The organism is Paenibacillus silvae (assembly GCF_014639235.1).
Lineage (GTDB): Bacteria > Bacillota > Bacilli > Paenibacillales > Paenibacillaceae > Paenibacillus > Paenibacillus silvae.
Genome location: NZ_BMFU01000001.1, coordinates 275,681 through 294,996, shown reverse-complemented (window position 1 = coordinate 294,996; position 19,316 = coordinate 275,681). Strand labels below are relative to the sequence as shown.

The window sequence follows — 19,316 nt, the reverse complement described above, 5'->3', positions numbered from 1 at the left end:
AGTTACAATAAAAAGCTATAAAAAAATTACAATAGTCTGAAGGGACGTGATCTGATGATAACGCCAAACGTTGATCAGGTACTGAAAATGGCAAGTGAGTATAATCTGATTCCGGTTGTCAAACGAATTTTGGCTGATATGGAGACGCCAATTCGTATATTCCGTCGTTATGCGGATAATGACCGTGCATTCCTGCTCGAAAGTGTAGAGGGAGGCATTCAGTGGGCCAGATACTCCTTCATCGGTACAGATCCGTTCCTGATGATTTCAGGCAAAAAAGGCCGCATCGTGGTGGAGGAAGCAGGAAAAACTCGCGAGTTGCCTGGCAAGCCGATCGAAGAGCTCAAAGCACTGCTTCGCAAATATCGGAGTCCGAAGCAGGATGACCTTCCCCCCTTTACCGGCGGTGCAATTGGATTTTTTGGATATGATCTGCTGCAATATTATGAGAAGCTCCCCGCTCACGCGCTGGATGATCTCAATATGGATGACATTCGTTTTATGTTCTGCGACCACATCGTTGTGTTTGACCACGTGAAGCAGCATATGCTGCTTGTTGGCAATGTTCACGTTAAGGACGGGGCAACGGATGAAGATATCCGTCAGGCATACGCAGCTACTTCCGAGAAGCTTGAACTGGCGGCAGAGCGGTTGCAGCAGCAAGGACCGGGTGAAAACCTGAATCCGCGTTCGATTCCGGGCGATGTGGAGCTTGGAGACATTCGTTCCAATCTGACCAAAGAACAATTTATAGATAATGTGGAGCAGGCTAAAGAGTATATCCGCGCAGGCGATATTTTTCAGGTGGTGCTGTCCCAGCGCTTCCATATTGATACGGAAATTTCGCCTTTACATGTGTATCGTGTACTGCGGACGCTGAATCCGTCGCCTTATATGTATTATTTGAAAATGGATGATGAGATTATCGTTGGAACGTCGCCAGAGGCGCTCGTCAAGGTGGATGGCAACCGCGTAGACACACGTCCAATAGCAGGTACACGGCCTAGGGGAGCAACAGAGGCAGAGGATCGCGCACTTGCGGCAGACTTGCTGCAGGATGAGAAGGAACGTGCAGAACATCTCATGCTGGTTGATCTGGGAAGAAATGATCTGGGTCGGGTGTCTACTTTTGGCAGTGTGAAATGTGACATGTTTATGGAAATCGAGCGTTATTCTCACGTCATGCATATGGTATCGAACGTTACAGGTGAGCTCAGAGAAGACAAGGACTTCTTCGATGCCTTCCTCTCCTGCTTGCCAGCTGGAACGGTATCTGGAGCGCCGAAGCTGCGTGCGATGGAGATTATAGCGGAACTGGAAAAAGAGGCACGCGGGGCCTACGCCGGAGCGATCGGTTATCTTGGTTTCTCGGGAAACATGGATGCGTGTATTACGATTCGCACGATTATTTTCAAAAAAGGAAAAGCATATGTGCAGGCCGGTGCAGGAATCGTATGGGATTCCGTGCCTGAGAAGGAATATGAAGAGACCGTGAACAAAGCCAAAGCTTTGTTAAAGGCGATTCGCACAGCGGAAGCAATGTTCCCGGTAAAAGCCGCTGATCGCAAGTTAAGTCTGGCTAATGCTGATTATTTTGTCACACCAACATCTGCAACGAACTAAGAGAGGAGAGACTGGACATGAACGTGAACCCGATCTTGAAAGACCAAAGGGTGGTAGAGCAAGCATCCATATCCCATGAAGAAGGAATGAAGCAAGGCCTCGCCAAAATTCTGGAAGGACGTCATCTCGAGCAGGACGAGGCACGTGAGCTGATGTATTCGATCATGAAAGGTGAAGCGACTCCGGCTCAAATCGGGGGGTTGCTGATGGCGCTGCGCATGAAGGGGGAAACGGTGGAAGAGATCACCGGCTTTGCCCAAGCGATGCGCGGACAAGGTGGACGAATATTGACGGATGGCAGAGGGTTGCTGGATACGTGCGGTACAGGTGGATCAGGCATTCACAAATTCAATATTTCGACAGCATCGGCTATTATTGCTTCAGCGGTATCGGTTCGGGTAGCCAAACATGGCAATCGTTCTGCCTCCGGCAAAGCCGGCAGTGCGGACGTATTGGAAGCGCTCGGTGTTAACATTCATCTGAATGGGGAGCAGGCCAGACAATGTCTGGATGAGATCGGAATCTGCTTCTGTTTTGCCCAGGTTTACCATCCGTCCATGCGGCATGCAGCAGCACCGAGAAAAGAGCTGGGCGTGCGGACTATTTTCAATATGCTTGGCCCGTTAACGAACCCGGCGGGTGCAGATCGGCAATTGCTAGGGCTCTATGACCGATCCCGTACTCCAATGATTGCGGAAGTGCTGAACCGCCTCGGTCTAAAACGGGCGCTGGTCGTAGCGAGTCATGACGGGCTGGACGAGATCAGTATCTCTGCACCCACTCAGGTTTCCGAGCTGCGGAACGGGGAAGTGCGCACGTATGACATTGATCCGCGCGATATGGGGCTTTCTTTGCATCCGCTGGATGCGGTGCTTGGAGGAGATGCGGCACAGAACGCCGAAATTATACATCGGATCTTCCAGGGTGAACGCAGTGCTTACCGGGATGTTGTGCTGCTGAATGCAGGGGCGTGTATCTACGTATCCGGCCTTGCGGACAGCATTGCAGACGGCGTTAAAATCGCTGCTGACGCAGTGGATTCCGGTAAAGCTGCCAGTAAGCTGGCACAGTTAATTCATACAACGGAGGCGTACAATCATGTATCTTGATCGCATTGTAGCAACAAAACATAAAGAAGTTGAGGTGCTTGCACAGACTTTTCATATGGATGAAGCGCTTCAGAAGATTGAGCAATTACCCGCAACACGCGGATTTGAACAGGCGCTGTCCAGCAGACGGAATCGGAAGCTGGGGCTGATCGCTGAAGTGAAGAAAGCCTCACCCTCCAAAGGATTAATCCGTCCGGATTTTCATCCGGTGGATATTGCTTCTGCGTATGAACGGGCAGGGGCGGATTGTATATCCGTGCTGACGGACGTTTCTTATTTTCAAGGCAGCAACGAATATTTACAGGCCATTCATCAGGCGGTGAACATTCCGCTGCTACGCAAGGACTTTATGATTGACGAGAAGCAGATTGCTGAAGCGAGATTGCTGGGAGCAGACGCTATTCTGTTGATTGCGAGCATTCTCACACCGCAGCAGATTCGTCAATATTTGACGTTTGCCAAAAGCATTGGACTGGACGCTTTGATTGAAGTACATGACCGGGCCGAGCTGGAAACGGTACTGGAGATCCCAGATGCAACACTTGTAGGCATCAATAACCGGAATCTGAAAACGTTCGAAACCAGTCTGAATACAACGCTGGATCTGATGGAGCTGATTCCATCCCATGTAACGCTGATCAGCGAAAGCGGAATTGATGGAGCTGCATCTACAAAACCGCTGATTGAGGCAGGAGTTCACGGTATTCTCGTTGGAGAGCATCTTATGCGCAAACCAGATGTGGAAGCCGCTGTATACGACTTGATGGGGCCAAAATGATGAATAATTCGGTATCTGGTCAAGCAGGCCGCCGTACAGGGGAGCAGGAACCCTTGCTTCCAGCGGCCGTAAAAATATGTGGACTTCAGGACGTTGAAGTGCTAAAATCAATGATAAACTTGCCTGTGGACTTCATTGGGGTTGTGTTTGCCAATTCCAGACGTCAAATTACGCCTGAGCAGGCCGCAGAGCTGAGAACGGTTTTGTTTGAGTGGTCGACTGAAGAGAGGCCAAAACTTGCGGGTGTGTTTGTGAATCCGACACTTCAAGAACTGGAGTATGTGATGCAAACCGCTCCCCTGGATGTAATCCAGCTGCATGGACAGGAAAGTGCTGCATTTTGTAAACAAGTGAAAGAGCGCTGGGATGCGCACGTATTCAAGGCAGTTTCTTTTCCTAAAGATGAATCAGGGCAAGAAGCGGACCATACAGCACTGCATAGTCTGAATGCTTACGCAGGCTGTATAGATGCAATATTGCTTGACACCTTTGATCCGCTGTATGGCGGCGGCTCTGGCAAAACATTTGCCTGGGAGCGCATACCTGCGTATGCGAACTGGGCTGATCAGCATGGCATTGCGTTGTTGGTGGCCGGAGGACTTCAGGCAGAAAATGTACAGCAATTAATACGAACGTACAGACCTTACGGCGTAGATGTCTCAAGCGGCGTGGAGACGGAAGGTCTTAAAGATATAACCAAAATTAAAGCATTTGTTGAAAGGGTGAAGCAGGCATGACACATCAATTGCCGGATCAGCATGGGCGTTTCGGTCCGTTCGGAGGCCGTTTTGTACCCGAGACACTAATGAACGCTCTGATCGAACTGGAGGAAGCGTACAGCCGTTTTTCTGAAGATGAGGAGTTTAACAAGGAACTGAACTATTTACTGAGTGAATACTCTGGACGGGAGACCCCACTCTATTATGCAGAGCAGCTGTCCCGCCATCTGGGCGGACCCAAAATCTATTTGAAACGGGAAGACTTGAATCATACCGGCGCTCATAAAATCAACAATGCGATTGGACAAGGGCTGCTTGCCAAACGTATGGGCAAAAAGAAAGTTATTGCCGAGACTGGCGCAGGACAGCATGGCGTTGCAACAGCAACTGTAGCCGCACTGCTGGGTCTGGAGTGCAAAGTATTTATGGGTGAGGAAGATACAGAGCGGCAGCAGCTGAACGTATTCCGAATGAAATTGCTGGGGGCAGAAGTCATTCCGGTGACCTCTGGCACACGCACACTGAAAGATGCAGGTAACGAAGCATTGCGCTACTGGGTTAGTCATGTGGAGGATACTTTCTATGTACTTGGCTCCGTTGTTGGTCCACACCCTTACCCGATGATGGTGCGTAATTTCCAACGTATTATTGGTGATGAGACACGACGTCAGATTCAGGAGATCGAAGGGCGGCTGCCTGATGTCATCGTTGCAGCTGTTGGTGGCGGCAGTAACGCCATCGGTATGTTCTATCCTTTTATCGGGGATGAGGCTGTGAAGCTGGTTGGTGTTGAGGCAGCGGGGAAAGGGGTCGATACCGAGTACCATGCGGCAACGATGAGTAAAGGTACACACGGTGTATTCCAGGGCTCCATGAGTTATCTGCTGCAGGATGAGTATGGTCAGGTACAGCCTGCACACTCGATCTCCGCAGGGCTGGATTATCCGGGGGTTGGACCGGAGCACTCGTATCTCAAGGACATCAAGCGTGCACAATATGTCCCGATCACGGATCAGGAAGCTTTGGATGCATTGCAACTGTTAAGCCGTACGGAGGGCATTATTCCTGCACTGGAGTCGGCTCACGCGGTCGCTCAGGTTGTGAAGCTTGCACCTGAAATGTCTGCAGAGGATGTTATCGTGATCTGTCTGTCCGGGCGCGGAGATAAAGATGTAGAGTCCATTATGAAATATACGGGAGGTAACTTGTAATGAATCTGATGGATCAGACCTTCCAGCAATTAAAAGAACAAAATCGTACAGCACTTATCCCGTTTCTGACCGTTGGTGATCCCGATGTGGATACAACGATAGATATCATTAAACAGCTCGAACAGGCTGGAGCAGATATTCTGGAACTCGGTGTTCCGTATTCCGATCCGCTGGCCGATGGACCTGTTATTCAGCGTGCTTCTGAACGTGCATTGAAAAGTCAAATTACGATTCGCACCGTGATGGAGACTGCGGCGAAAGCTCGTGCGGCAGGTGTGAAATTGCCTTTTGTTCTGTTTACGTATTATAACCCTGTGCTGCAGACCGGGCTGGATGTATTTTTTGACGAGTTGGTCAAACATGACATCAGCGGTATGATTATTCCCGATCTGCCGATTGAAGAGGCAGAGGACATGCGCCGCCGTGCCGATCAGGCGGGGGTGCATCTGGTTCCACTCGTGGCGCCTACATCCAATGCACGGATTGAACGAATTGTTACCGGCGCGCGCGGATTTATCTATTGTGTCTCTTCCCTGGGTGTAACGGGAGAACGCGCATCCTTTTTTGATGGTGTAGAAAGCTTTATTGAAGTGGTAAAAGGGTTGACTGATCTTCCGGTTGCCGTTGGATTCGGCATCTCAAGTCACGAACAGGTGAAACACTTCTCCCGCATTTGTGATGGTGTTGTAGTGGGCAGTGCCATTGTGCGCCAGGTGGAGGAAGCGATACCGCTGCTTGAAAATTCGGATACACGCGAGGCGGGACTGTTGCAAATTCGCAACTTTGTGGCACAATTGAAAGGATAAAGGTGTTCTGTTAGAACGCTAAATTCGAACAACAGGAGGCGGTCAAGTTGAAACCGAAATCCCAGATTGTCAATCTGCCTGTGTACAAGCCAGGCAAACCGATTGAAGAAGTGAAACGTGAGCTGGGGCTGGAGCAAGTCATCAAGCTGGCCTCCAATGAGAATCCTTTTGGCAGCTCCCCGGCTGTGCTGGAGGCTATTACGAAGGAAATGGCGAGTGTGAGTATATATCCGGATGGCAGCGCGGCTAACCTGACAGAGGTGCTGGCAAAGCATCTGGGGGTGGAGCGTAGCAACCTTATTTTTGGCTGTGGATCGGATGAGATCATTGCACTGATCACACGTGCGTTTTTCCTGCCCGGGGATGAAACCATTATGGCGGATCAGACCTTCTCCGTATATAAAAGCAATGCGGACATCGAAGGCGCTGTAACAATTGAGGTGCCTTTGAAAAATGGAACGCATGATCTGCCGGCAATGCTGGCTCAAATCACTAACAAAACCAAAGCCATCTGGGTATGCAATCCGAACAACCCGACCGGAACCATTGTTTCCGAACAGGAGCTTGTCACGTTTATGGACCAAGTGCCATCCAATGTGATGGTTGTGCTGGACGAGGCTTATTATGAATTTGTTACCGATGAAGCCTATCCGCAGAGCATTGCGCTGATTGATCGTTATCCTAATCTGGTTGTATTGCGCACCTTCTCCAAAATCTATGGCTTGGCATCGCTGCGTATTGGGTATGGCATTGCACGTCCTGAGGTTATTAACCTTATCAATCGTGTGCGTGAACCGTTCAACACCTCTCGCTTCGGGCAGGTTGCGGCAATCGCTGCACTTCAGGATCAGGCATTTGTACAAGAGTGTGCCAAGCATAATGCAACCGATCGGGAGTGGCTGCAAAATGAATTTGCACGGCTTGGTCTGCCGTATTTCCCGGCACATGGCAACTTCATTCTCGTAGACCTGAACATGCCATCTGACACAGCGTTTCAGTCCTTGCTGAAGCAGGGTATTATCGTCCGCGCTGGCTTTCATGTCTACCCAACATACATTCGTGTGTCTGTAGGAACAGCGGAGCAGAATCGTATGTTTATAGCAGCGCTGGAGAATACACTGGCGGAGAATGCAGTAGCACGCCCTTAATACTGGCGATGAAATGAGTGAGGAACCATGACATTAAAAATTGCAATGATTGGTGTAGGGCTCATCGGCGGTTCACTTGCGCTTTGCTTTAAAGGCAAGCCGGGTTTAACCGTGATGGGCTACGCACATCTGGAAGAATTAAAAGAAAAGTACATAGCGAGCGGAGTCGTTGACGATGCGACGCTTTCTCTGGAAGAAGCCGTGCAGGATGCCGACTTCATTTTTTTGTGTGTGCCTGTGGGGCTGCTGGAATTCTATTTTGAAAAATTGTCCAGATTGCCGCTCAAAAAAGGCTGTATTATTACAGATGTTGGCAGCACCAAAGCTTCCATTGCTGCTTGTGCGGAGCATGTTCGTTTAACGGATGCCTATTTCATCGGCGGACATCCGATGGCTGGTTCCGAACGTGCAGGCGTAGACGCGGCCTCTGCTGTTTTATTTGAGAATGCTTATTATGTACTGACACCGTCTGCACATGTGCCTGAGGAGGCGTACAGCCGGTTATCCGAGCTGTTAGCTTATACACGTGCGCAGATTGTCCGGGTGGAGCCGCTGCTGCATGATGATATTGTGGGGGCCATCAGTCATCTGCCTCATGTCATTGCGGTTGCTTTGGTAAATCAGGTGCGTGAATACAATGAATCCAACCCACTGTATAAAATGCTGGCAGCGGGTGGTTTCCGCGATATTACACGGATTGCCTCCAGTGACGCGATTGTATGGCGGGATATTTTACTTAGCAACCGTGAGGTGCTGCTGGGACTGCTGAAGGACTGGAACAGTCAGATGTTGTCGTTTACCGATATGCTTGAACAAAAAAACGGCGAAGGCATTGAAGAGGCATTCCGCCAGGCACGTGAGTTCCGCAGTGTGCTGCCTGAGCGTCGCAAGGGCATGATCTCCCCGCTGTTTGATCTGTATACAGATGTACAGGACGCGCCGGGCATGATTGGTAAAATTGCAACAGAGCTCGGGGCAAATGATATTAACCTGAGCAACCTTGAAATTATTGAGAATCGGGTGGATGTGCCCGGAATCATGCGTTTGTCTTTCCGTCAGGAAGAGGACATGGAGCGGGCTAAAACACTGCTGGATTCTCTAGGATATCAGGTGTGGGTGTAAGAAGGAGGAGAGGGCGTGAGCCCTCTTTTTTGTGAAACTGCTGAGTTAAACGTGTAATGCTGAGATAAGAATTTTTTAAAATAAGACTAAGCTGTTCTGTTCTTCCTCTTAATCTAAGTTTATACAAATAAATTTGTCCAAAGTGTTGACAAAATGAAAACGGATACATATAATAAAAGTACAGTATGGTTTCTCTCCACTCCTATCCAATAACTGTATTGCTCCACGTGAGCAATGGCCGCTTATGTAAGCGGTCTTTTTTTTGTCTAAAAAAACAGAAACTTTAACGAATGTTGAGTTTTCGAGCCACTCGAACAAAAATAAATAAAAAAAATTATCTCATTTTTGTAACCTTTTTAGAGGTTGTGACGTCTATACTTTGCGAGGCTTTTTATAACGATAATACGAGGCTTTCCATAGAGCGATAAAAGGAAGCATGACAATGAAATTGACGGCATATGTATGTCAAGTCGGGCTCTAGTGGATACCAATGGATTTGCCAGGATGATGCAGACCGTTGTACAATGTTACTGTTATGTAGAAACGTTGGGGAAATTGCCATTACATAGGGGAATTTGGCGGAAGGGCCTGGAATGGCGCTGGACGCTTTTTTTATGCGGTGAAAACCGCAACTTTTTTACGCCTGTTCGGTAATACATGGATAGAGTCGAACGGGGAGAAGCACATGGATGGGCGAGGAGGGGTCGCACTCAAATGACGGATTCCCAGTTGATTCGAGAGATCAAGGAAGGTAACGTGGAGTTATATTCCGAGCTGATGAGTCGTTATCAGCGTAAAATACTGGCTTTCGTATATCATATGTTGAAAAGTTCCAATATGGAGTTGCTTGCAGAAGATCTCTGTTCTGAGACATTCTATAAGGCGTTCCGCAGTTTACACTCGTTCCGTGAGGTGGATGCTTCATTCTCCACCTGGTTATATACCATTGCCAGAAATACGGTACTGAGTGAGCTTCGCAAACAGCGCAGCGGCAATGTTCCGCTTGAAGAGAGCGGTGTCGTGCCTGTGGCTCCTCAGGAGAATGCTCCAGAGCATGCTGTACTACGCAGCGAGCGGGTGATGCTGGTTCGAGACGCGATTAACAATCTTCCGGAAAAGCAGCGCTCTGCAATCATTCTTCGTGAGTATGATCAGCTTGATTACCAAGAGATTGCAGGAATTCTGGGGCAGAGCGTTAGTTCTGTGAAATCGCTCCTTTTCAGAGCAAGATCAAGTGTCAAAACGCAGTTGGAACCTTATTTCTTCGAACCGATGTACGAGCCATATGAAGGGATGAAGAACCGATGAATTGCAATGAGGCCCAGGAACTGTTTGCACTGGTCTGGGATTTGCCGGAATCTCATCCACAGCGAATTGCATTTCATGCACATCTCGCTGGTTGTGAAGAGTGCTCGGCGCAGTTTGAAGTCTGGGAGGAAGCCCAGATGCTGCTGCACAGCATCCCTGTTCCAGTGACCGAACAACAGGCAGAGAGAGTCAACCGTAACGTTATGGACCGGATATACGCGGAGTCTCCATGGCTATTGCCGGAAGAGGCAAAGGTTAATCGTTTCTCTGCAGCGATCCGTAAACATATGTCGCTCTGGATCGCGGCGTTCCTGGCTATTTTTCTATGCAGCTTTCTGTACATGGCTATGTTCAAGCCAGACGTGTCAGAGGCTGAGAAATCAAATGTTGTAACAACGGGCATACTTGAGACAGCAGTTGCTGGAAGTACCTCGTCTTCTTCAGAAATGTACCAGTACAACATTCCACAAGCAGATAAGGGCAGCATCATCGAGCCCTTTGTCGTAAGTATGGCTCCTACTTATCCAGAGTATTGGATGGGACTGTCATTGCTTGCTATCGGCATGGCTTTGTATTCACTTGGCCGCATGCATCGTTCAACGAATAAACGTAAACAGGGTGTGCGTGCATAGGTATTTCAGCCTAACGTTTGCCGTGTGAAGAAATGAGGGATATACGTGCGGATCGGACTTGTTCGTCATGGTCTCACAGATTGGAATGCTGCCGGACGGATACAAGGTCAGACGGATATTCCTTTAAATGAGGAAGGTCGCAAGCAAGCAGAGCGTCTGGGGAGACGTCTGCAGTCCGAAAACTACCACTGGGATTATATTGTTACAAGTGGTTTATCACGGGCTCAGGAGACAGGTGAGATCCTGTCGAGGCTGCTTCAGGTACCCATGCTTGAACCAGATGCACGCTTGAAGGAAAGAGGCTTCGGTCAGATCGAAGGCCTTACATCGGAGGAAAGAGTTACACGCTTCGGGAAGTCCTGGGACACGCTTGATTTAGGGCAGGAGCATATCACGGATATTCAGGCACGTGCGATGGCTTTTTTGCAGGATTTATGGTCTTCACACAGGCAAGAAAATGTGCTTATTGTAACGCATGGTGCACTCCTTGCCAATCTGTTAACTGCGTTATTCCAAGACAAGTACACGGAACGAATCGGTAATCTGTCGCTGACCATTCTGGAGCAGCAGGCTGATGAATGGATTCCAATCTTATATAATTGCACAAAACATTTGTCTATGGACTCTGCCAAACAATCTGAGTGATAAAACTCAGGTTGTTTTTTTATACGATGTTTCCAAGAGTAAGAGCCATAAACAATGCAATAACTCTTCTTTTCTTCTGATTGACCAGGCTCAGGCATAGAATGAGATAAATCAAAAAAAATCGCTAAAAGAGGTTTAGATTGTGGAGAATCCGTCAACGATGTTTACAAAACCACACTGCTACAGGCTTTAATCAGCAGCCGTAAGCAGTGAAGGGGCGAGGCGATGGACCCATGAATCTAGCAGATATGCTGACTTTTGCTGATATTGGCCAGTTAAATCGAATAGCAGATTACTATCAATGTGAATGTAAGCCCAATTCCAAACATGAACTCATCCAGAGCATTCTCACTACATTGGGCAGCAAACCTTTCTTTGAGAACCAGGTACGGCAGCTAACTCAGGCAGACCAACGGTTTTTGAATAACCTGTTATTTGATCCCCGCCAGTATTATGGCATGGAAGAGCTCATCGCCATAGCCCGTCAATCTATGGACAAGAAGGAGAGTGAAGCTGGTGCGAGTCCGCGTGATCTGATCATTCGTTTTACGAAAAGCGGTTGGTTGTTCAGTGGTACAACGCAGCAGACAAGATACCTCTATCAAGTGCCTCAAGATTTGAAGTTAAGGTTTAGAGATGTGTTATCAGCACATTTACGAGCAGGCATCACCAAAACATCCGAGCCAGCCATGTATCGTGAAGAATATCACCTGATGGCCGAGGACCTGAAGCTCTTTCTGAGATTTGTGCAGCAGCATGAGATCGCAGTCAATGCAGAAGGCATGATGTACCGCCGTTCACAGCAGCAAGTGATGGAGCATTTGCATATCCCCGAAGAACTGGTTGGCAAAGGCGGCTGGCGATTCGGATATGGCCGCTCGTTCAAGGACTATCCTGACCGCTTTGCGCTGGTGTATGATTACGCATTTCATCACCGGCTCATTCGGGAAGAACAGGGGGTTCTGAGGATGACAGCAGCGGGAGAAGAAAAGCTGAATGCGGATAAAGCGGCCGAAATGATGCAGCTTTTTCGGTTTTGGTTAAGACTTTATAAAGGCGCTGTTCCAAACTTGTCGTCAATTGTGTATTGGACGGGGGAGTGTGCTGCTGATTGGTCTACAACCGAATCTCTCTTTCAGCAAATTGGACCGTTCATTCAGCCCTTCTACTACGATACAGCAGAAGATATCTATGACAAGCGAGTCATCAAGATGATGTTACATCTCGGTTTGGTTCGTGCAGGTGAGCATGAGCAAGGAAGAACGGTGCAGATGACAGCCTGGGGTTCGAAACTTGCAGCTTCCTGCCGCTCCATCTCGGGAGATGTCAAGCCGATTCTGTTTGACAAGTGAGGGACAAGTTGTTAAAATCACTCCCAAATTAAGGAGTGATACGAATGATAATTTCTTATCAAGGTAAAAAACCACAGCTACATCCTACAATATACATGGCTGAAGGCTCGAAACTGATTGGTGATGTCACTATGGGAGAAGATTCTTCTGTATGGTTCAATGCAGTTCTGCGGGCTGATTTGGCACCCATCATGATTGGAAAGCGCTGTAATATCCAAGATAACACTGTTGGACATGTTAATACCAATCAGCCCTTGGTGCTCGGAGACGATGTTTCCGTAGGGCATGCTGCAATCATTCATGGCTGCAGCATTGGCACAGGATCATTGATCGGCATGGGAGCCATTCTGCTGAATGGGGCTGAAATCGGTGAATTTTCACTAATCGGCGCCGGCTCTGTGGTTACTGAAAATAGTAAAATTCCGCCCTATACTCTCGCTTTGGGCACACCCGCCAAAGTGATTCGAGAATTGACTGAAGCTGATCTGCAGCGAATGTCGAGAACTACACTTGGTTATGTGATCAAAGGAAGAGAATATAGGAGCTCTTAAATCCGTTTTGGAGGTGCATCCTATTGGATAAAATGAAAGTTACGTATGAAGTCATGTTGGGGCTGGCGGCTGAGATGGTCTGGGACGAGGCGCTTCGCAAACAGCGCAGCGAGAAGCTTTATTTGGAAATCGACAAAGCGTTGGCTACCGGAGACGAAGTAGCTTTCCGGAGTCTGACGGATGAACTGAGGACGATCAATTAAGAGATCCGTGAATGGTACACATAGAGTGAATGCTGAACTTAGAGGAATGCGCACCGCGCATTCCTTTTTTAATGTGCATGCTAAAAAAATGAATATCTGGCTTTATAACATATGCTAATATATAATATGGGAATAAAATGGATAGGAAGGGGATATAGGGAATTGAAATTCAGTGAGATGAATCAGGATAGCTGGGCCGAACTGCAGCTCTATCTGGATACATGCCTTGTTCCGTTCACGGCTATGAGCGGTCAACAATCACCAGTCGAAGCGACTGAAGCATTGGAGAGGCTGAGAGATTTTTTAGACACCGTAGAGATTCCGTTCAAAGGAAGAATTATGACATATCCGGCCTATCATTACATAAGCGCAGAAATGTCAATGACATTAAATACCTTGTCGTCTGAACTGAAAGCTTCTGGATTCAAATATGTGGTCATAATGTCAGCAGATGGATCTTTTGTGAACATGGATATTCCTGATGCAGATTTGTTATTGAGCCAACGGGACCTTCTTCAACAAATGGAAAACGAGTTCATCCCTCGACATGTAGGGGAATGTGTTCGCGAACTATGGAAAAAGTGACGTTTTGATGTCAAATGTGACAAATTTCCAACAGTTTTTTAACAACGCTTACAATTCAACCTTAAAAATGTGTGACAAATTCTTGACGGTGTTCTAGGGCTACTATATGATTATGTATGTTCTAGTAAGTCGTGGAATTTATGATAATGAAAACGATTGAGAGAGTTGGCTTAAAAGGGGGTTGGAGACAGTATGAGCAGTGAGCATGACCAGCACGAAGCCTCGATGAAACCGCCAAGCAGATTGGAAATGTCACGCAGGCAGTTTTTGACTTACACGCTTGGTGGAGCTACAGCCTACATGGCCGCCGGTGCAATTCTTCCTATGGTCCGTTTTGCGGTGGACCCGATTTTGCAGCACAAGGGAGAAGGAACCTCTGTCAAAGTGGCTGAAATCAGCAAAATTACGAATGAACCTCAAGAATTTACGTTTGAACTGAAGCAGCAGGATGGATGGTATTTGAGTAATGCCTCGCTGGTGGCCTGGATTCGTAAGGACGAACAAGGGAAAATTTATGCGCTTTCCCCGATCTGCAAACATCTGGGATGTACAGTAGGTTGGAATAGCGACAAAAATTATCCGAATGAGTACCATTGTCCATGTCACGGCGCGCACTATGACAAGGAAGGGAAGAATCTTGCCGTAGCCCCGAAACCGCTGGATGAATATGTGGTTAAGGAGGAACAAGGCTGGGTTTATCTGGGCGAGATTGTTCCGAACACCCGAGTGAAATAGGAGGCGTGAACGCAGATGTTTAAAAATGTCTATGACTGGATTGATGAGCGTCTTGACATCACGCCGATCTGGCGGGACGTTGCGGATCATGAAGTGCCAGAGCACGTTAACCCGGCTCATCACTTTTCCGCATTCGTTTATTGTTTTGGCGGATTGACGTTCTTTATTACAGTTATTCAGATCCTGTCGGGGATGTTCCTGACGATGTATTATGTACCCGATATTATTAACGCTTATGCAAGTGTAGAGTATTTGCAAACGAAAGTAGCTTTTGGTCAGATTGTACGCGGTATGCACCATTGGGGGGCCAGTCTGGTTATCGTCATGATGTTCCTACATACGATGCGTGTTTTCTTTACAGGCTCTTACAAGGCTCCGCGCGAAATGAACTGGGTCGTTGGCATGCTGATTTTCTTCGTCATGCTGGGTCTGGGTCTGACAGGATACTTGCTGCCTTGGGATAACAAAGCTTATTTTGCAACAAAAGTAACATTGGAAATTGCCAACACAGTGCCTTGGCTCGGACCAATTATCAAGGAGTTCCTGCAAGGGGGAACAATCGTTGGTGCACAGACACTGACAAGGTTCTTCGCATTGCACGTCTTCTTCCTCCCTGCGGTGCTTCTGGTGCTTCTGGTCGGACACTTTATTATGATCCGCAGACAGGGCATTTCGGGACCACTATAAACGAAAGAAGGGAGGAAACGTAATGGCTCACGGGCACAAGAACAATGATGAGGAAAAGGTTATCTTTGTCGGTGATTCACGCGTCCGCAAGGGGTCGGGGTTTATCACTCCACCTGACTATACGGCATATCCCGGCAAGTCGGAAGCATTTATTCCGAACTTCTTGTTGAAGGAATGGATGGTAGGTGTCGTTGTTCTGGTCGGCATTCTGGTGCTGACCATATCGGAACCTGCACCTCTCGGCTATCCGGCCAATCCAAGTGCTTCGGTTATTCCGATGCCAGACTGGTACTTTTTATTCCTGTATCAGTATTTGAAATATCCTTACGCATCCGGAGATTACGTCCTGTTGGGCGTGCTGGGTGTCAGTGGTGTTGCTTTTGGGGCATTGCTGCTGGCTCCCTTCCTGGACACAGGAAAAGAGCGTCGCTTCTACAGACGGCCGATTGCATCTGCTCTAATGTTTCTGTCTGTAATTTCGGTGTTCTATCTCACGAACGTAGCCTGGACTCACTACAAGCATGAGCTTGAAGCATCAGGTCAGAAGCCGGAGCATATTCAGCGGGAGGAAGAAGCTCTTGAGAAACATGAGCAAGGGTTGCCTACCTCCAATGCACCTGGACAACAGCAGGAGGAAGTTGCGATTGTTGACAAGGATGACCCGGCAATGGAAACGTACAAAAAAGCCGGATGTATTGGCTGTCACGCAGCTGATATGAAAGGTCAGGGCAATGCACCTTCTCTTCGAGGCGTTGGCGACAAACACAGCCAAGAAGAGATCGTGACGATTATTAAAGAAGGTTACAATGGAATGCCTCCAATGTATGACCAAGCTGTAGCTCAGGGTGTTACGGATGAAGAGATCACTCATCTGGCCGAATGGCTTGCGAAACAGAAGGCAGAACAGTAAAATCAAATTAATGAAAAAACCTGATCATTCATCGATCAGGTTTTTTTGAAGTTTTTTTGAAGAACAGCATGGGGTTATTTTGAAGAAGAAAGAAGGAGCGGTGCGCGTGGCTTTATCGTTTTTTTGGAGCAGGGAGTTTCTTACCAATCGCTATTTCCTGTGGCTTTTGTTCTGGTGTAATGCGCTTGGCACGGTATACGGCTATATCTGGTACGGAGAACAGATGAAGTGGACACTGGCCCATCAGCCGGCGTGGCAGATCGTATTTGTGCCAGATAGCCCAACAGCAAGCTTGTTTTTTACATTAGCACTGTTGTGGGTACTTTATCCGGTCAAGTCGGTAGTCCTTCAGCGGATCGGACATGTCATTCAGGCTCTTGCGGTTGTAACCTCTGTAAAATACGGAGTATGGGCTGTAGCTATTATTTTTGCAGGCTGGTCTCAAGGAGGGGCGCAGCATTGGCAGGACTGGATGCTGATTGCCTCCCATAGTGCGATGGCTATTGAAGCCCTGATTTATGTGCGTTTCTTTGGCTTCCGATGGGGGGCATTGATTGTGGCTGGTCTCTGGACACTGCTCAACGATACAATGGATTATACATATGATATCTATCCCTGGTTGCCTGCAACGCTGTACAATCATGTACAGGCTGTTCGCAATTTTACGTTTACGTTGACCATCGCCAGTATTCTGGCTGCGTGGCTTGCACTGAAGCAGGCTAAAAGAGCCTGAGGGCACATACACAGCCTGTTCTAATCGGCCCTCCCATGCCATACATTGATGGTGGGAGGGATGTCCATGAAGAGAAGAAGCATCAGTAAAGCGGGATTGCTGGCCGTAACGCTCATGGCTCTGCTGCTTTGGACCAATGTAACTAATCAAGTATCTGCGCAAAGCGACGAATACAATCCGAACAGGAATCAGGAAAAGTCCTCCAAGTATACGATTTCACAATTGAACGAAGAGGCTGCTGTATTGTATCGCCGAGCGCTGGAAAATAATATCGAGGAAGTGCGAGCAAGCATTTTGCGCATCAGCAACAGCTTGCAGCATATCTCGTTTGAAGGCCAAACCTCGGTTGAGGGCATTCATGCTTTATCTGAAACGATAGTTGAAGTCAAAGAGGCTGCCGTCAAATTGCAGGCAGATAAACAACTGCTCCAGGAAACGTCGGCCAAGCTCAGGCTTGCTGCGGACAGTTTAGCTCACCCGATGAAGCCTCTTTGGCTGCAGTATTATAAAATCATAAAGGATGATCTGGACGCGTTGTCACTCGCAGCTAATCAAAACCAGAGCCCGACCACGCTTGCGAATCAATATCTGGTTCTTGAGCAGCATTATGAAACGATCCGGCCGGCAGCGATGATTCGTCTGGAGCCGCACCAGATTGCACAGGTAGATGCATGGCTATCCCATATCAAAGGGCTGACACACGCAAAACAGCCTGATGCTTCGCAGCTTAGAAGCATGACTGCTCACGGAGAAGAATTGGTGAACCAGCTGTTTGGACGTGAGAAGGATGAGAGTGCATTTGTTCCTTTTGTACAGGGGCCTGACCGCAGGGCCGCGGGACTTGTGATCAGTTCGGTCATCGTCGCTGCGCTTAGTTATGCGGGATACCGCAAATACCGTGCACAGCAGCAGGATATTTTTACATACCGACGTTAATAAAAAAACCTCTCAACGCAAAGCTGCCACGTCTATGGCCTTACATGCGGGAAGAGGTTTTCTTTGTATGTTTTTTTTACATTCCGAAAACGGGTGTCAGCTTTCCTTGAAACCTTCGCCATGTACATCATGTACATCGCTGATAATGACAAAGGCTCTTGGATCGATCGAGCGCACAATGGTCTGAAGTCTGCGGAACTCCTGTCTGGAAATAACACAGTATGCCATATGTTTGGCTTGCTTGGAATAAGCTCCGATAGCTGGAATCAGTGTAACACCACGGTCCATGTCTTTGGTGATCTGCTCTGCAATCTGCGGGGCATGGTCGCTGATGATCATAAACGCGCGGGCGGAATAAGCGCCTTCCTGAATGAAGTCGATTACTTTGGACGCGATAAACACGGCCACCAGTGTATAGAGAATTTTTTCCTTGGGAATGTAGATGAGTGAAAGCCCGATAATGACAAAGTCGATGCCTAAAAGCACACGTCCCATACTCCAGCCGTATTTGCGGTTCAGAATACGTGCGATAATATCAGAGCCGCCTGTAGTGCCTCCCCAGCGAAAAACGATGCCAAGGCCGGCTCCGAGGGTTACTCCTGCATACAAAGCGGCCAAGAGAAGGTCATTCTCGGTATGTAACGGTTCAATCCAGCCTTGATGAATCAGCTTCTCAAAAAGCCATAGAAAGGCCGTCAGAGCGCCGACCCCGATGCCGGTGTAAATCATCTGTCTGCCGCCCAGCACTTTAAGGCCTATGAGAAACAGAGGCACGTTCAGAATCAATGTTGTCAGTGAAGGAGATACCCCGAAGGCATAGTTGATTAACACGGTTACCCCGGTAAGTCCGCCCTCCATTAGCTGATTGGGGATAATAAAATAGAGAAGCCCGAAAGCATACAAGGCTGTACCCAGCAGAATGGGCAGTACGAGCTTTAGTTGAACCCACGTTTTGGCAGTGCTCATAAGATCCCTCTCTGTACTTGAATTAGAATGTGAAAGCAATCATTCCCATCTTAGTATACCTGTTTCTTCGATCTTTAAAAATGGTTTGTTCATGACCTCGAAAATGGATTAATGCAGGACCTAAAAAATGAATTTGTGCCGGATGATGGTGGAAGTGAGCTTCAATAACTGATATTATTAGGAACAAACACGACATCAGAATAGAAGGAGAACCTGCTCTCATGGAGAAAAGTCTGGCAGAAATGCAGCGTGAGGTTGACCTCTATATTTCCCAGTTTAAAGAGGGATATTTCAGTCCTCTGGCCATGCTGGCCCGGATGTCTGAAGAGGTTGGAGAGCTTGCCCGTGAAGTGAATCACGAGTTCGGAGAGAAACCGAAGAAGGCTTCCGAAGATGCCAATTCGATTGAACTTGAGCTCGGAGATATTTTGTTTATCACGATATGTTTTGCAAACTCGCTCGGTATTGATTTGGCTGAGGCGCATGATAAAGTCATGCATAAATTTAATACCCGCGACGCAAATCGGTGGACTCCAAAAAACACCGATTAGGCGTAA

22 protein-coding genes are annotated in these 19,316 nt (G+C 48.0%); 21 read left to right on the top strand and 1 reads right to left on the bottom strand.

Annotated elements, in window-relative coordinates:
* The first annotated feature begins 54 nt into the window (after positions 1–54).
* The 20 genes from trpE (at position 55) to IEW26_RS01210 (ending at position 17,793) form a co-directional block, all read left to right on the top strand.
* A complete protein-coding gene (trpE, locus tag IEW26_RS01305) occupies positions 55–1,623 on the top strand; it encodes an anthranilate synthase component I (RefSeq protein WP_188591057.1) in 1,569 nt (522 codons plus the stop codon).
* Positions 1,624–1,691: 68 nt separating this feature from the next.
* Positions 1,692–2,732, top strand: a complete 1,041-nt coding sequence (gene trpD, locus IEW26_RS01300; RefSeq protein WP_145403626.1) for an anthranilate phosphoribosyltransferase — start codon at positions 1,692–1,694, stop codon at positions 2,730–2,732.
* Complete coding sequence (trpC, locus tag IEW26_RS01295) at positions 2,722–3,510, top strand: indole-3-glycerol phosphate synthase TrpC (RefSeq protein WP_145401133.1); 789 nt, start codon at positions 2,722–2,724, stop codon at positions 3,508–3,510. Before trpD ends, trpC begins: the two co-directional genes overlap by 11 nt.
* A 53-nt stretch (positions 3,511–3,563) precedes the next feature.
* On the top strand, positions 3,564–4,247 hold the full coding sequence (locus IEW26_RS01290; RefSeq protein ID WP_373288425.1) for a phosphoribosylanthranilate isomerase: 684 nt from the start codon (positions 3,564–3,566) through the stop codon (positions 4,245–4,247).
* Positions 4,244–5,440, top strand: a complete 1,197-nt coding sequence (trpB, locus tag IEW26_RS01285; RefSeq protein WP_145401135.1) for a tryptophan synthase subunit beta — start codon at positions 4,244–4,246, stop codon at positions 5,438–5,440. Before IEW26_RS01290 ends, trpB begins: the two co-directional genes overlap by 4 nt.
* The gene (trpA, locus tag IEW26_RS01280) at positions 5,440–6,246 is read left to right on the top strand and encodes a tryptophan synthase subunit alpha (RefSeq protein WP_188591056.1); all 807 of its coding nucleotides are present in this window, start codon (positions 5,440–5,442) and stop codon (positions 6,244–6,246) included. The genes trpB and trpA overlap by 1 nt, the downstream gene beginning before the upstream one ends.
* Positions 6,247–6,293: 47 nt before the next feature.
* Positions 6,294–7,394, top strand: coding sequence for a histidinol-phosphate transaminase (gene hisC, locus IEW26_RS01275; protein WP_188591055.1), 1,101 nt, complete (start codon positions 6,294–6,296; stop codon positions 7,392–7,394).
* 27 nt (positions 7,395–7,421) lie between these two features.
* Positions 7,422–8,516 carry a prephenate dehydrogenase gene (locus IEW26_RS01270; RefSeq protein ID WP_111271401.1) on the top strand — a complete coding sequence of 365 codons (1,095 nt, stop codon included), beginning with the start codon at positions 7,422–7,424 and terminating at the stop codon, positions 8,514–8,516.
* A 714-nt stretch (positions 8,517–9,230) separates the two neighbouring features.
* Positions 9,231–9,824 (top strand): RNA polymerase sigma factor, encoded by a 594-nt coding sequence (locus tag IEW26_RS01265; RefSeq protein ID WP_111271400.1) that lies wholly within the window; start codon positions 9,231–9,233, stop codon positions 9,822–9,824.
* Positions 9,821–10,456: an anti-sigma factor family protein gene (locus tag IEW26_RS01260; protein WP_145401141.1), complete on the top strand. Its 636-nt coding sequence runs from the start codon at positions 9,821–9,823 to the stop codon at positions 10,454–10,456. The genes IEW26_RS01265 and IEW26_RS01260 overlap by 4 nt, the downstream gene beginning before the upstream one ends.
* A 45-nt stretch (positions 10,457–10,501) precedes the next feature.
* The gene (locus tag IEW26_RS01255; protein ID WP_145401143.1) at positions 10,502–11,101 is read left to right on the top strand and encodes a histidine phosphatase family protein; all 600 of its coding nucleotides are present in this window, start codon (positions 10,502–10,504) and stop codon (positions 11,099–11,101) included.
* Positions 11,102–11,334: 233 nt separating this feature from the next.
* Positions 11,335–12,453 (top strand): hypothetical protein, encoded by a 1,119-nt coding sequence (locus tag IEW26_RS01250; protein ID WP_111271397.1) that lies wholly within the window; start codon positions 11,335–11,337, stop codon positions 12,451–12,453.
* 44 nt (positions 12,454–12,497) lie between these two features.
* Positions 12,498–13,004, top strand: coding sequence for a gamma carbonic anhydrase family protein (locus IEW26_RS01245; RefSeq protein WP_188591054.1), 507 nt, complete (start codon positions 12,498–12,500; stop codon positions 13,002–13,004).
* Positions 13,005–13,027: 23 nt separating this feature from the next.
* Positions 13,028–13,207: an IDEAL domain-containing protein gene (locus IEW26_RS01240; protein ID WP_017687723.1), complete on the top strand. Its 180-nt coding sequence runs from the start codon at positions 13,028–13,030 to the stop codon at positions 13,205–13,207.
* Between the two features lie 162 nt (positions 13,208–13,369).
* Positions 13,370–13,792, top strand: coding sequence for a DUF2487 family protein (locus IEW26_RS01235; RefSeq protein ID WP_111271395.1), 423 nt, complete (start codon positions 13,370–13,372; stop codon positions 13,790–13,792).
* 192 nt (positions 13,793–13,984) lie between these two features.
* Complete coding sequence (locus tag IEW26_RS01230; RefSeq protein WP_111271394.1) at positions 13,985–14,527, top strand: QcrA and Rieske domain-containing protein; 543 nt, start codon at positions 13,985–13,987, stop codon at positions 14,525–14,527.
* A 15-nt stretch (positions 14,528–14,542) separates the two neighbouring features.
* A complete protein-coding gene (gene qcrB, locus IEW26_RS01225) occupies positions 14,543–15,214 on the top strand; it encodes a menaquinol-cytochrome c reductase cytochrome b subunit (RefSeq protein WP_017687726.1) in 672 nt (223 codons plus the stop codon).
* A gap of 22 nt (positions 15,215–15,236) precedes the next feature.
* A complete protein-coding gene (locus IEW26_RS01220) occupies positions 15,237–16,124 on the top strand; it encodes a menaquinol-cytochrome c reductase cytochrome b/c subunit (protein ID WP_145401151.1) in 888 nt (295 codons plus the stop codon).
* 106 nt (positions 16,125–16,230) lie between these two features.
* A complete protein-coding gene (locus IEW26_RS01215) occupies positions 16,231–16,857 on the top strand; it encodes a DUF1405 domain-containing protein (protein WP_188591053.1) in 627 nt (208 codons plus the stop codon).
* Between the two features lie 66 nt (positions 16,858–16,923).
* Positions 16,924–17,793 carry a sporulation protein YpjB gene (locus IEW26_RS01210; protein ID WP_188591052.1) on the top strand — a complete coding sequence of 290 codons (870 nt, stop codon included), beginning with the start codon at positions 16,924–16,926 and terminating at the stop codon, positions 17,791–17,793.
* 96 nt (positions 17,794–17,889) lie between these two features.
* Here the strand turns inward: IEW26_RS01210 and IEW26_RS01205 are convergent, their stop codons facing one another.
* Entirely contained in the window at positions 17,890–18,759 is an 870-nt protein-coding gene (locus IEW26_RS01205; protein ID WP_111271389.1) for a YitT family protein, read from the bottom strand.
* Between the two features lie 221 nt (positions 18,760–18,980).
* Here IEW26_RS01205 and IEW26_RS01200 point away from each other — a divergent pair, with 221 nt between their 5' ends.
* Positions 18,981–19,310 (top strand): nucleotide pyrophosphohydrolase, encoded by a 330-nt coding sequence (locus IEW26_RS01200; protein ID WP_145401161.1) that lies wholly within the window; start codon positions 18,981–18,983, stop codon positions 19,308–19,310.
* The last annotated feature ends 6 nt before the right edge of the window (positions 19,311–19,316 follow it).